General features: G+C 66.3%; 14 protein-coding genes. 3 read left to right on the top strand and 11 right to left on the bottom strand.

Going from position 1 to position 12,655, the window contains the following annotated elements; translation table 11 throughout:
* Positions 1-26: 26 nt before the first annotated feature.
* Complete coding sequence (locus tag AB3X96_RS01130) at positions 27-533, bottom strand: MarR family winged helix-turn-helix transcriptional regulator (RefSeq protein WP_368588286.1); 507 nt, start codon at positions 531-533, stop codon at positions 27-29.
* Between the two features lie 257 nt (positions 534-790).
* On the opposite strand from AB3X96_RS01130, the gene AB3X96_RS01125 reads away from it, so the two are divergent.
* Both AB3X96_RS01125 and AB3X96_RS01120 read left to right on the top strand, forming a co-directional pair.
* On the top strand, positions 791-1,195 hold the full coding sequence (locus AB3X96_RS01125) for a hypothetical protein (RefSeq protein ID WP_368588285.1): 405 nt from the start codon (positions 791-793) through the stop codon (positions 1,193-1,195).
* Positions 1,196-1,452: 257 nt separating this feature from the next.
* Positions 1,453-3,048, top strand: coding sequence for an efflux transporter outer membrane subunit (locus AB3X96_RS01120; protein WP_368588284.1), 1,596 nt, complete (start codon positions 1,453-1,455; stop codon positions 3,046-3,048).
* 105 nt (positions 3,049-3,153) lie between these two features.
* Here AB3X96_RS01120 and AB3X96_RS01115 read toward each other — a convergent pair whose 3' ends face one another.
* The 8 genes from AB3X96_RS01115 to gspG all read right to left on the bottom strand — a co-directional run bounded on the left by AB3X96_RS01115 (position 3,154) and on the right by gspG (position 9,289).
* Positions 3,154-3,933, bottom strand: coding sequence for a type II secretion system protein N (locus tag AB3X96_RS01115; RefSeq protein ID WP_368588283.1), 780 nt, complete (start codon positions 3,931-3,933; stop codon positions 3,154-3,156).
* Between the two features lie 28 nt (positions 3,934-3,961).
* On the bottom strand, positions 3,962-4,465 hold the full coding sequence (locus AB3X96_RS01110) for a type II secretion system protein M (protein ID WP_176109890.1): 504 nt from the start codon (positions 4,463-4,465) through the stop codon (positions 3,962-3,964).
* Complete coding sequence (gspL, locus tag AB3X96_RS01105; protein WP_368588282.1) at positions 4,462-5,871, bottom strand: type II secretion system protein GspL; 1,410 nt, start codon at positions 5,869-5,871, stop codon at positions 4,462-4,464. Before gspL ends, AB3X96_RS01110 begins: the two co-directional genes overlap by 4 nt.
* 28 nt (positions 5,872-5,899) lie before the next feature.
* Positions 5,900-7,009: a type II secretion system minor pseudopilin GspK gene (gene gspK, locus AB3X96_RS01100; RefSeq protein WP_368588281.1), complete on the bottom strand. Its 1,110-nt coding sequence runs from the start codon at positions 7,007-7,009 to the stop codon at positions 5,900-5,902.
* Between the two features lies 1 nt (position 7,010).
* The gene (locus tag AB3X96_RS01095; protein ID WP_368588280.1) at positions 7,011-7,685 is read right to left on the bottom strand and encodes a type II secretion system protein J; all 675 of its coding nucleotides are present in this window, start codon (positions 7,683-7,685) and stop codon (positions 7,011-7,013) included.
* On the bottom strand, positions 7,663-8,106 hold the full coding sequence (gene gspI, locus AB3X96_RS01090; protein ID WP_368588279.1) for a type II secretion system minor pseudopilin GspI: 444 nt from the start codon (positions 8,104-8,106) through the stop codon (positions 7,663-7,665). The genes AB3X96_RS01095 and gspI overlap by 23 nt, the downstream gene beginning before the upstream one ends.
* Position 8,107: 1 nt before the next feature.
* Positions 8,108-8,647 (bottom strand): GspH/FimT family pseudopilin, encoded by a 540-nt coding sequence (locus AB3X96_RS01085; protein WP_176380599.1) that lies wholly within the window; start codon positions 8,645-8,647, stop codon positions 8,108-8,110.
* A 177-nt stretch (positions 8,648-8,824) separates the two neighbouring features.
* The gene (gene gspG / locus AB3X96_RS01080) at positions 8,825-9,289 is read right to left on the bottom strand and encodes a type II secretion system major pseudopilin GspG (RefSeq protein ID WP_176109896.1); all 465 of its coding nucleotides are present in this window, start codon (positions 9,287-9,289) and stop codon (positions 8,825-8,827) included.
* 136 nt (positions 9,290-9,425) lie between these two features.
* Between gspG and AB3X96_RS01075 the strand changes: the two genes are divergently transcribed.
* Positions 9,426-9,839, top strand: coding sequence for a type II secretion system protein N (locus AB3X96_RS01075; RefSeq protein WP_176109897.1), 414 nt, complete (start codon positions 9,426-9,428; stop codon positions 9,837-9,839).
* Between the two features lie 76 nt (positions 9,840-9,915).
* Here the strand turns inward: AB3X96_RS01075 and gspF are convergent, their stop codons facing one another.
* Both gspF and gspE read right to left on the bottom strand, forming a co-directional pair.
* Positions 9,916-11,133: a type II secretion system inner membrane protein GspF gene (gene gspF, locus AB3X96_RS01070; protein WP_176380597.1), complete on the bottom strand. Its 1,218-nt coding sequence runs from the start codon at positions 11,131-11,133 to the stop codon at positions 9,916-9,918.
* 4 nt (positions 11,134-11,137) lie between these two features.
* Entirely contained in the window at positions 11,138-12,652 is a 1,515-nt protein-coding gene (gene gspE, locus AB3X96_RS01065) for a type II secretion system ATPase GspE (RefSeq protein WP_246392220.1), read from the bottom strand.
* Between the last annotated feature and the right edge of the window lie 3 nt (positions 12,653-12,655).

Raw genomic sequence — 12,655 nt, 5'->3', positions numbered from 1 at the left:
GACCGCGCCTCGACGCATGCTTCGGCTCATCGCCGCGGCTCGTCCGGCGGTGGCGCCGGTCCGCAATCCACGTCGGCTTCGCCCTCGGGACCGTTTGCGATGAAACGGGCGAGCAGGTGAATCAGCGTCGCGTGCTCCTCGGCGGTAAAGCCGCGCAGTTGGTCGTTCAGCACGGTCGCGCCAAGGTTCGGCAGTTGCCGCGCGGCCTCATGGCCTTGCGGTGTCAGCTCCAGTTTCACCATGCGTCGATCGTCGTTGCTGCGCGTGCGCACGACGAAGCCTTTCTTTTCCAGGCGATCGAGCAGTCGCGTCATCGAGCCGCTGTCATATGACATCGCGCGCGACAGCTCGAAAGGCGTGCTGGCGCGTCGCGACGACAGCATCAGAATCACGCCGATCTGCTGCGCGGTGAGTCCGAGCGGCTTGACCGCACGGTCCGTGCGCTCGACCAGCACATTGCGCGCTTTCGTCAGGTAGTAGCCAAGACTGCTCGTGAGCTCGACTTCGTCCGCTTTGTAGGGGCCATCAACCATGGGGTATCCGAAACATCCACGCAAGACGAAGTTTAGCTGCCTAAGCAGACAAGTCAAATCACATTTTGCGGTGCGCAACGAGCCAGCCTAAAAACAACAGTCGAATCATTTGCACCCCACAGTATCTTGAAATTTGATTGCATGGTCAATATTATGATAAGCAATGAGTTTCGCGCGTCCTGCGCCATTCGAGACCATGTTCTGACCGATCGACCGCACGTCGCCCGCCTCGCGACGCGCGCCAAAGGATTTCCCCAATGCTGTACCTCAAAAACACGCTTGGCGGCCTCAGCCGCTCACTGACCGATTCCGCACTCCATAGCTTCCAGGGCCGGCACCGCTGGTGGAAGCTCGCGCTATTCGCGGGATTGTTCGTGCTGCCGGGCGGGTCCGTGGGCGTCGCGCTGCTCGCTTGGGCCGAGCATCGACGGGAAACGAAGCGGGCGAAGAAGGGCAACGCAGTAATCGTGGAATCCAGCGAAATCGTATTGCCGAAGGAAAGCTTCGCGATTGAGACGGAAAACGTCGTCGCCGCGACAGCCAACAGCGGCAACGCTTGCATCGCATCCGGTGGTGCGTCGTGCCGGGCCTCGGCTGGCAAGCTCGCGTGTCAGCGTCAGCGTCAACGCCAGCAGACCCAATCCACGGAAACGAGGCTCTGAAGGGGTACCGATTCGCCGCGCCTTTCTCGCCATTTCAAACAGGGCAAACCCGCTGCCCCTCGCTCCGCCGGTAACAACGCGTAACCATCGCGTCACCGCAAGTAACACACCTGCGCACCGCCTCGCATTAACCTTTCAGCTTTCGGTTTCCCGCGCTCGCGCGGGCCCATACGCTAACATTCCGGCAGACCACGATCTCGCCCGGTCGCTGGCGCCCTTCCCCAGCCATACCGCGGCGTCCAGAAGGAATTCATTGCATGCAGTCTGTTCGAATCTCGCGCGCGCGGGCATTTGCACCGCGCGTCCTATCCCTTGCCGTCAGCGCGGCCTGCGCGGCACTCGTCGCCGCCTGCGCGGTCGGCCCGAACTATCAGCGGCCGGCCACCGAGATCCCCGCGTCGTTCAAGGAGGCCGCGCCCGGTTGGAAGGTTGCCGAGCCCGCCGATCAACACGACCGCGGCGATTGGTGGGCGATCTACGAAGACCCGAAGCTCAACGAACTCGAAGACAAGCTCAACGCAGCGAACCAGACCATCGCGCAATTCGCCGCGAACTACCGGCAGGCGCGCGCGCTCGTCGGCGAAGCGCGGGCCGCGTACTTCCCGACCATCGGTGCGTCGGCGGGTGCGACCCGCTCGGGCAACGGCACGCAAACCGGCGGCAATGCGACGACGGCGACGAGTCGCGAAGGCATCAATAACAGCTTCAACGTCCAGATGACGGCGAGCTGGGAGCCGGACCTGTGGGGCTCGGTCACGCGCTCGGTCAACGCACAAAAAGCCGGCCAGCAGGGCGCGGCCGCCGAACTCGCAAACGCGCGCCTGTCCGCTCAGGCAACGCTCGCGCAGACCTACTTCCTGCTACGCGCGCTCGACTCCACGCAGAAGCTGCTCGACGACACCGTTCTCGCCTATCAGCGCTCACTGCAGCTCACGCAGAATCAGTACGCGGCCGGCGTCGCCGCGCGCTCGGACGTGATCCAGGCGCAAACGCAGCTGCAATCGGCGCAGGCCGCCGCAATCGAGAACGGCATCCAGCGCGCGCAGGACGAGCACGCGATCGCGGTGCTGATCGGCGTGCCCGCGTCGATGTTCTCGCTGCCGCCGATGCCGCTCACCGCGACGCCGCCCGCCGTGCCCGCGCAAATGCCGTCCGCGCTGCTCGAACGCAGGCCGGATATCGCATCGGCGGAACGCAAGGCCGCGGCGGCCAACGAGCAGATCGGCGTGGCGATCGCCGCGTTCTTCCCGTCGCTCACGCTGTCGGCGACCGGAGGCTTCGAGAACTCGGTGTTCTCGCAATTGTTGACGTTGCCGTCGCGCTTCTGGACGCTCGGCCCGCAACTGGCCGGGACGATCTTCGACGCCGGCCTGCGCAAGGCCCAAACCGAGGCCGCGCGCGCCACCTATGACGCGGATGTCGCGACCTACCGGCAGACGGTGCTCGCCGCGTTCCAGGACGTCGAGGACAACCTTGCGTCGCTGCGCATCCTCGAGCAGGAAATCGTCGTGCAGCGGCAGGCGGTCGACTCGGCGCGCCAGGCGCTCGCCATCGTGACGAACGAGTACAAGGCGGGCACGGTCGGCTTCGTCAACGTGCTGACCGCGCAGACCACGGCGTTCACGGCCGAACAGAAGCTCGAGAATATCGCCGGGCAGCGGATGGTGTCGTCGGTGGGGCTCGTGAAGGCGCTCGGCGGCGGCTGGGATGCGTCGCAGATGAATCGCGAGACCGGCGATGTCGCGGCGCCCGCGCCGCTGCCGGCATCGGCTCCGGCGGCTGCGGCAGCGGCAGTCGGCGCGGCGTCCATCGCACAGGGCAACGCGCCGCAAGCGCGGGTGCAAAGCAAATAATTGCCCGCTGCGCCCGGCGCGCAGCGAATCGCAATATAGAAGAGGCATGACCGCGATTCGCGGCCATGCCTCTTTTTTCATCGCGCTACGCGCGCGAAGCGCACCTCAGTGCATGAACGTCAGCGCCACCGTATCCGGCCCGCTCGGCCGGCCAAGCAGATTCAGCAGGCCGGCGAGGTTATCGTGCTGTTCCGGCGCGGCGCTTGCCGTGCCACGAAACGACGTCGATGTGGCCGACATCGTGCCGCTGCCGGTCAGCGTCAACGGTCCTTTGATCGTGCTCAGATCGAGCGCCGACGACTTGCCCTGCGCCTGAAACCTGACCCGGTACGAGCCGAGCGGCTTCACGAGCGACACACGCGAGCTGACGTCGTCGAGCGTCATCGTCAGCTGGCCGAACGCTTCGCCGTTGAAGCTGCGCCAGTCGGTCCACGACAACTGCACGTTGCCCTGCAGATCGAGCGTGTTGAATGGCGCGCCAAGCCCCGCGAGCAGCGACGCCGGCACCGCGAGCACGCCCGGCGTGACGGTTGCGCCGCGCGGCGTCGCATCGACCGTGATCGGGTCGGGCATTGCCTCGCTATGGCGCATGACCATGCGCACGCGTCCGGTGAAAAGCGGCCAGAACGCGGTGCGCCACTCGATCCGCCCAGGCAGCAGCGTCGCCGCGCTCATATCGGAGCCGGCGGCCAGCATCAGCGTCGCCGAGCCGTGCCACAGCGAGCCCTCGGCGTCGACGAGATTGACGTGCCCGTGCGTTTGGCGCGCGAACTGCGGCGTAATCCACGCGGCCGGCAGCAACGCGAGCGTCACGGCCGCCACCGACAAAACGGCGACCACCAGCCACGGCAGCGCCCTACGCAGGCGCCACATCCAGTAATTCATGCGAGATCCTGTAGCGAGCGGCGCGTCGTTATTTCGCGCTCGACGGTTGCAGCGCGACCGTCAGATCCACCTGGCCGTCGTCTTTCAACGCGGTGATATGCGCCTCGGAGACCTGCACCTTGAACTGCTTTCGCACGTCATCGACCCACGCGGTCCAGGCCGGAAACGCGACGTTTTTCATCTGCACCTGCACCGCGTTGCCGACGAACTGCACCTGCGTCGCGGCGAGGCCATGCTCGCTGAGCGATGCGGAGAGCGCGTCCTTCAGCGCCGCGCCGGTCGGCGCGACACCTTGCGCGGCCGCCGACAGCGAACGCGCCTCGTTCGCCTGCGCGGTCATCTGCGCGAGCTGCCGCTGCAGGCTGGGCAGCGATTGACGCAAATGCGCGCGGCCTTCCTGCGCGGGCGCCCATAGCACCGACCACGCGATCGCAACCGCGAGCGCGGCGCCGCCCCAAGTCAGCAGCGCCTTTTCACGATCGGTGCGCTGGTCCCAGAAGCCAGCCCATGTTTGAGCGAGTTCAGCTTTCATTGTCCGTTCCTGATGGTCCACTTGCCGGTGCTGCTGTCGATCGCGCCGGTCAGGCCGTTGCGCGCGAGGCGCTTGGCGAAGTCGGGGTCGACCTTGATCGCGGGTTTGAAGGTCACGTCGAGGCGGTGCTCGTGATAGTCGAGCGCGGCGATGCCGTTGACCGGCAGCGGCGACAACGAGCGTGCGAGGCCGTCGGCGAGCGACAGGAAATCCTCCGGCGACAGCTCGCCCGCCGCGACGCGCAGCTGTTGCAACTGACGCGCCATCTGATCGGGCGCGTCGAGCACGACGGTCGTCTTCGGGAACGTGTTGAGCAGCAGCTCCGTCATCTGCGTGTTGATCGCGTCGCGCTGACGCGCGAGCATCAGCCACTGCACGTTCGCGCCGATGATCGCGACGACGAGCGCGGCGACCGCGAGCACGATCGGCAAACGCAGACGCCGCAGCGTCGCGCGATCGAGGCGCCACGGCTGCGACGCGAATTCGAACTGGCACAGGTCGAAGCGGCATTCGAGCGCGCGCCGAGCGAGCTGCTCGAACGGCAGCGGACTCGCGCCGTGGATATGCGAGGCGAGCCGCGCGGGACTCGTCGCGGGTTGGTTGGGCTCGGTACCCGGCACTTCGGTCAGCATGTACAGCGACACCGGCGCCGCTCCCGCCAGTGCGGAGAGCGTCGCGTTCACTGCATTGGCCGGGGCCGCGAGACCCTCGCCCTGCACGCCGCGCGCAATCGCCAGTTCGACGCGCGGCACGCCGCTGTCGACCGCGCCTTCGACCAGCAGCGCGGGCGCGGTCTGCACGACCGCACCGAGCACCGCGGCCACCATCGGCACGATGGACGGCGCTTCGGGCGCGACCACCGGCGCGACGCCCGGCGGCGACGTCGCGACGCTCGCCGCGCCAGCCATCACCGGCTCGCGCGCCTCGGCGGTTTCGTCGACGTTCCCGGCGACTTCGGTCACCGGCGCCGGCGGCAGGCAACGCGTGACCGGCACCGCGCGCAGGCTGCGATGACCGGCCGCCGTGAACGCCTCGCAGATGAAACGGAACCAGCCGCGATCGATGATCGCGAGCAGGTGCCGGCCTTCCCCAAGCCCCTGCGGATCGACCGCGATATGACAGGTCTGCGGGTCCTGGATCAGTTGATCCTCGACGATATTGGGCAGCGCCTGGCGCAGCTTCGGGCCGCGCAGCGGCGGCAGCGTCGCGGGCATCAGCAGCAGGTCGCGCGCGGCGACCATCAGCACCGTCGTGTTCGCGCGCGGCAGCAGCGCGAGCGCCGAGCGCCCGGCGCGCTGCGTGCGCTCGGCCTTGTCGAGCAGCACGAACGGCAGCTCGGGCAGTTGCCACTCCTGCGAGGGCACCGCCGGATCACGCGGCGGCAATAGGACGATCAGCGTGCTCAAAGGCCACTCTCTCTGTGGATTGCGTTATTCATAGTTGGTCTTGTACCCGCACGATACGCGTAGTGTGAGTCAGCGGATCGCGATAGACGAGTGTCGTGCGATCCACTTCGGCGCGCTCGTGCTGCACACTGCCGTGGACTAAAAAGTAGCTCGAATTGACGTCGAACTGATTCGGATCGATCGACGCCGATTGCACGCCGGCGGCAGTCAGCGCGAGCTGCACGTCGCCGGCGTTGCGGAAAAACACGGTCTGGCGCCGCGCGACCAAGGCCTGCGCCTGCGACACGGTCATGCCCGGCACCACCGCCGCGATCACTTCGGCCGACGCGGTGTTCATGTTGATCGCAGTGACGGTCGGCAGCACGGAGACGAACGGCCGCAGCTTTGCGACGATCTCCGGTGTGTAGCCCGGAATGTCGAGCAGCGAATCGACGCCCGTCATCAAGAGCGGCGCGACCGCCACGTTGTCCTCGCCGTCCTCGATGCCGGGCTGGTTCGTGAAGTTGCCGCCCGTCATCCCGCCGCCGCCGACCTGCGGCGAGCTGCTGATGGACGTGCCGGTCTGAAAGCGCGTCGCCGATTGTGACAGCCCCGCGCGCACGTGCAGCGCGGTCACTTTGGCCAGCTGCCCGCTCAGGCCGAGCGACACCAGCAGGCGCTGATACGCGGCCATCTGCTCGGCGCTGATTTGCGTCACGCCGGGCGCCGGACTCGCGACCAGATTGCGTAGATTGAATCTGGACTGCGCGTCCTCGATCGAGCCCGATAGGTACGTGGCCGCGCCTTGCTCAGCGCGCACCTCGCCGATCTGGCCGAGAAAATCCGACAGCCGCGTTTTCGCGATCGGCACGCCCCACAAGCCGCCCAGATACGTGATGCCCGCCGACGTGTCGCCTTCGGAGCGCAGGATCAGCCGGGTCCAGTCGAGCGCGCCGCGCGCGACCCATTGCGCCTGGGACAGCAGCCGCTGATTCTCGATGCGGCGGATCTGCACCTGCTGGCGCCACAACATGCCGGACACGAGGATCGCCGACAACGCGACGACGAGCAGCGCGCTGATGATGGCGGCGCCTCGCTCGCGTGCACGTGCGCGCGAAGCGGATGGGGACTTCTTCGGCAACGACGAGGAGAACGTCATGTCATTCTCCGACCAGAAAAACGCGCGTGACCGGCTTTGCGAGCGATGTCGCGCCGATGCTGATCTGGAGCCCCGTCACCGAGCGTGGCATCGGCGCGTTGCCGAGTTGCGGCACCTTCAGATTGTTGACGGCCTGGTTCATCGCGGTTTGCACGTCGTTCATCTGGATGGTCCAGCCGAGCTTCGGCACATACATGCGCGCCGAGATCGAGCCGACGCCGCCCATCAGCGGCACCGCGGTCCAATCTTCGTCGCTGCCGTGCAACGCGCGCCGCAAGTCGCCGACGTTGCCGATCGGCGGCGACGCATAGCGCACCACGCGGCCGTTCGAGATCTGATAGCGCACCACCTGCAGACGCGGCGCGGTGCCCGGTAGCACCATGTGCCGCACGATCTGCAGGGTGTTGCCGGAGACCGAGACCGCGGCCTGGCTGGCTTCGTCGTCGCTGGCGGCCTGGCGCGCGTCGATGCGCATCTGGTCGAACAGCTGGGCGAACACCCGCTCGTCTTCCATCGCGTTCGTGATCGTCGTGCGGGCACGGATGATCTGATCGAGCCCGCGCCACGACAGCACGGCGATCACCGCGAGGATCGCGATCGCGACCAGCAGTTCGATCAGCGTGAAGCCGCGCGCGCCGTAACGGCGGCGGCGCTCACAGCGAGCGGTTGATTTCATTCGCGACCACCGTGACCATCTGGGCGAGATTGCCGGACTGGCCGGGCATCGTCACCATCACTTCGACACGGCGAAACACCGGATTCGGCGTCGCCGTCACATGCTCGGTACAGCGCAGTTGCAGATTGCCTTGCGAGCAATCGAAGCTCGTCGAGCCGATGTCCGGCCATGCATGCTTCAGATGCAGGTCCGCGAGCGCGTTGTCCGCGCTCCAGCCGGCGAGCAGACGCCGGTGCAAATCCGCTTCGCCGCTCGCCAGACTGCCGACCGCGCGCAGCGACGCGGCAAGCGCCACCGCGATGATGGCGAGCGCGACCAGCACCTCGATCATCGTGAAGCCGCGCTGGTTGCGGCGCGCGATAGCGCGCGTGTTGCAAGGAGAAGAGGCATGGGCGGGCCTGCCATAACGTCGCATCCGCATGTCAGCGCACCTCGTAGCGGCCATTGCCGGTACTGACGATCGTCGCCTGTCCGGCCGCCGAAAACAGCGTGACCTGCACCGGCACGTCGATCGCCTCGGTACCGAACACGATGCGATCGGCGTGCGAATCCGAACCCGGGAAACTGATCGCGACACTGGTCACGCCGCCTTCCCACTTGCGCGGCCCGAGCAGATCGTCACGCAACGGACGCCAGCCGTCCTGGGTGCGCTGATCGAAACGGAAGCCGCCTTCGAACGGCTGCCACGCGATCGGCCGCGCCCGCACCTGCGCTTCGTCGCCAGCCGATTCGAACAGCAGCGCGAGACGCTGCGCTTCCTCGTTCAGATCGGTGCGCGGATTGCGGGTCATCGTCAGCGCGGTCAGCGACACGAGCAGACCCGCGATCACGAGCACGACCATCATTTCGAGCAGCGTGAAGCCAGCCGCGCGGCCGCGGCGTTGCCGGGAGCGCGGCCGTGAAGCCGTACACGGAGTGTCCACACGGGACTTGCAAGCGGACGTGCGCATAGTGCCGGCCATCGACGATCAACGAATATTCAAACAGCAATGCATCGGTGAAGCACGCACGCTTCGTCGCGCCACGCAAATTGCGGCGCGGCGGGCAGGGCGCCCGGTGAAACCAGCGGCCAACCCAGTGGCAACGAGGGCGCGTGCGTGAACATCATCGAGCCTGGCGGGATGCTCTGTTCGCCGTGCTTATTGCCAGGACCCGACGTCGGCATCGTTGCCTTCGCCGCCCGGCTTGCCATCGGCACCGTAGCTGAACACATCGATCTCACCGTGCACGCCCGGATTCAGATACTGATACGCATTGCCCCACGGATCATTCGGCAGACGCTCGAGATAGCCGCCGTCCTTCCAGTTATTCGGCACAGGGTCGGTGGACGGCTTTTCGATCAGCGCGTGCAGGCCTTGCTCCTGGGTCGGATAGCGGCCGTTGTCGAGGCGATAGAGCTTCAACGCCTGCATCACGGTGCCGATATCCTGCTTCGCGGCGACGCGCCGCGCTTCGTCCGGACGACTCATGATCTTCGGCACGATCAGCGCGGCTAGAATGCCGAGAATCGCGATCACGACCATGATTTCGATCAGCGTGAAACCGCGTTGACGACGGCCGCGTGAACCCGCGTTGTCAGCGCGGCGAATGGTCGACAGTTGCATAGCTTGCTACCTCTTTTCAGGTGAAATTTTCGGCTCGGGTTGTCAAATTGAACACGCCGGGCCGGTCATTTTAATGTCATGCAGTTGAAGGCTTTCAACCCACCGCAATATTCACAATAGTCCGTACAATGTGCGCATGAACGCCATCCAAATCCGCCTCCTGTCGCTCGCGCTGTTCGCCGCTTTCTGCGCGACGCTCACCTACTGGGTCATCACGCTCACCACGATGTCCGGCGCGCCGCTGCCGGCTGCCGCCGCACACGCGCAGGTCTCGACCGACCAGGCCGCGACGCTGTTCGGCGGACAGCTCGCGCGCAACGTCAATCAGGACATCCATCTGTTCGGCATCCTCGCGTTGAGCGAAGGCGCCGCGGCGATCGTCAGCGTCGGTGGCGAGCCGCCGCACGCGGTGTCGCTCGGCAGCACGCTGATGCAAGGCACCAGGCTCTCCGAAGTTCGCGCCCGCTCGATCATCATCGACCGCAATGGCGCCCACTCGGAAATCTTCCTGCCCGCCAATTCCAGCGGTCCCACCATTTACGTGCGCTGAAACTTGAAGCGGTTGCGCGGCTGATACGGCACGCCGCGCCAATCCTTTCTTTTCCTTCCTCGCGCTACGGCTGCTGCTACTGCACGAGGTTGTTCAGTTCGATGATCGGCAGCATCACCGCAAGCACGATCACGAGTACCACGCCCCCCATCGCCAGAATCAGCAGCGGCTCGAGCAGGCTCGTCAGGAACATCGTGCGACGCTCCAGTTCGCGCGCTTCGCCGTCGGCCGCGCGATCGAGCATCGTCGTCACGTCGCCGGTCGCTTCACCCGAGCGGATCAGGTGCACGAGCACCGGCGGAAACGTCTTCGTGTTGCCGAGCGCGCGCGACAGCGACGTACCTTCGCGCACCCGCACGATCGCATCGTCGATGTTCTCGCGCATCGCGTTGTTGCTGAGCGTATCGGCCGCGGCCTGCAACGCGCGCAGAATCGGCACGCCCGCCGCGGTCAGAATGCCGAGCGTGCTGGCGAAGCGTACGGTGTTATAGCCGCGCACCAGCTTGCCGAGCAGCGGCGCGGTCAGCAGCCAGCGGTCGAAGGCAAGGCGCGGCCCCGGTTGCCTGAGCGTCGCGCGCACCAGATAGACGACCACGATCACGCCGATCAGCATCGCCCACCACCAGTGCCGCACGAAACCGGACAGCGCCATCATCACGATCGTCAGAAACGGCAGTTGCTGCTTGGTGCTCGCGAACACGTTGACGACCTGCGGCACCACATAGCTGAGCAGGAACGTAACGATGCCGAACGCGATGATCGTGACGATCGTCGGATACGTGAACGCCAGCACGATCTTCTGCTTCAGGGCATTGCGCTGCTCGATGTAATCGGCGAGCCGCGACAGCACCAGGCCGAGCTTGCCCGTGTGTTCGCCGGCCGCGACGAGCGCCCGGTAGATCTCGGGGAAATCCTTCGGATGCTGCTGCAGCGCGTTCGCAAGCGAATGACCGCCGAGCACTTCGGCGCGAATCGCCGCCATCAGCTCGCGGATGTAGTCGCGCTCCGACTGCTCCGTCAGCACCGAGAGCGCTTCGTCGAGCGGCAGGCCCGCGATCAGCAGACTCGCGAGCTGCCGCGTCAGAATCGCCTGCTCGCGCTGCGACAGACGACGCCCGAGCGCGAGCCGCTGATTGCGCTCGCCGCGCGTGCGCGACGCCGCCGGTTCGACGACGAGCGGCGTGAGTCCCTGCGAACGCAGGTTGGTGCGCGCGCCGCGCGCACTGTCGGCGTCGAGCACGCCTTTTTGTGCCTTGCCCGCCGCGTCGATCGCTTCAAAACGGAATGCCGGCATGCGCTTATGCTCCGCCCGTCACGCGAATCACTTCTTCGAGCGACGTCAGTCCCGATGCGAGCCAGCGCTCCGAATCCTCGCGCAGCGTGCGCATGCCTTGGGCGCGGCCCGCTTCGAGAATTTCGGCATCGGCCGCGTTGCGGTGGATCAGCGAGCGGATCGATTCGTCGATCAGCAACAGCTCGTAGACGCCGCGGCGTCCCGCGTAACCGGACTGGCCACAACGGTCGCAGCCGACCGGATGCCAGCGTTTGCTGCCATCTTCTTCGGTGCGCTCTTCGCGGCACACCGGGCACAGCCGCCGCACCAGCCGCTGCGCGAGCACGCCGAGCAGCGACGATGCGAGCAGATACGGCTCGACGCCCATGTCGGTCAGACGCGTGACGGCCGATGCCGCGTCGTTCGTGTGCAGCGTGGCGAGCACCAGGTGGCCGGTCAGCGATGCCTGCACCGCGATCTGCGCGGTTTCGAGGTCGCGGATTTCGCCGATCATGATGACGTCCGGGTCCTGACGCAGAATCGAGCGCAAGGCGCGCGCGAAGCTCATGCCGATCCGCTCGTTGACCTGGGTCTGGCCGATGCCGGACAGGTCGTATTCGATCGGGTCTTCCACCGTCATGATGTTGGTGGTTGCCGTCTCCAGTCGCGACATCGACGCATACAGCGTCGTCGTCTTGCCTGAGCCGGTCGGGCCCGTCACGAGCACGATGCCGTGCGGCTTGCCGATCAGCTTGTCGAACTGGCCGAGCGTGTCGGATGCCATGCCGAGCGCTTCGAGATTGAGCCGCGCCGCGTCTTTCTCGAGCAGACGCAGCACCGCGCGCTCGCCGTGGCCCGTCGGCAGCGTCGATACCCGCACGTCGACCGGACGACCGCCGACGCGCAGCGTGATGCGGCCGTCCTGCGGCAAACGTTTTTCCGCGATGTCGAGCTGCGCCATGATCTTGATCCGCGAGATCAGCGCGCCGTGCAGCGCTTTCTTGGGCCGCACCACGTCGCGCAGCGTGCCGTCGACGCGAAAACGCACTACCGACGCATTCTCGAACGGCTCGATATGAATATCGGATGCCTGCTCGCGCGCCGCTTGGGTGAGCAGCGCGTTGATCATGCGGATGATCGGCGCGTCGTCTTCCGATTCGAGCAGATCCTCGACCTCGGGGATGTCCTGCATCAGCCGCGACAGATCGACTTCGCCTTCCACTTCGCCGACCACCTGCGCGGCGCTGCCGTCCTGGCGCGCATAGGCCTGGTTGATCGCCTGCGCGAGATCGTCGGCGGGCACGCGCACGACCGACACTACGCCGTAGTTGCGCGCGATTTCGGCAAGCGCGGCTTCGCTCGTGCGTTCGCTGATCCAGACTTCGAGGCTATCGGCATGCTGATGCGCGACCAGGATCTGGCCGCTACGCGCAAAACCGTATGGCACGAGCCGGGCGGCAAGCGGCGAGGGCGCCGCGCGCTCGCCGGCCGCGGCATCGCCGTTCAGCGGACGTTGCGAGGGCGCGGTTTGCGCGGGCATCTG

The sequence above is a fragment of the Paraburkholderia sp. BR13439 genome, assembly GCF_040948805.1.
GTDB classification, from domain to species: Bacteria; Pseudomonadota; Gammaproteobacteria; order Burkholderiales; family Burkholderiaceae; genus Paraburkholderia; species Paraburkholderia youngii.
The sequence above is the reverse complement of the archived record's forward strand: the minus strand, read 5'-3'. Positions and strand labels throughout refer to the sequence as shown.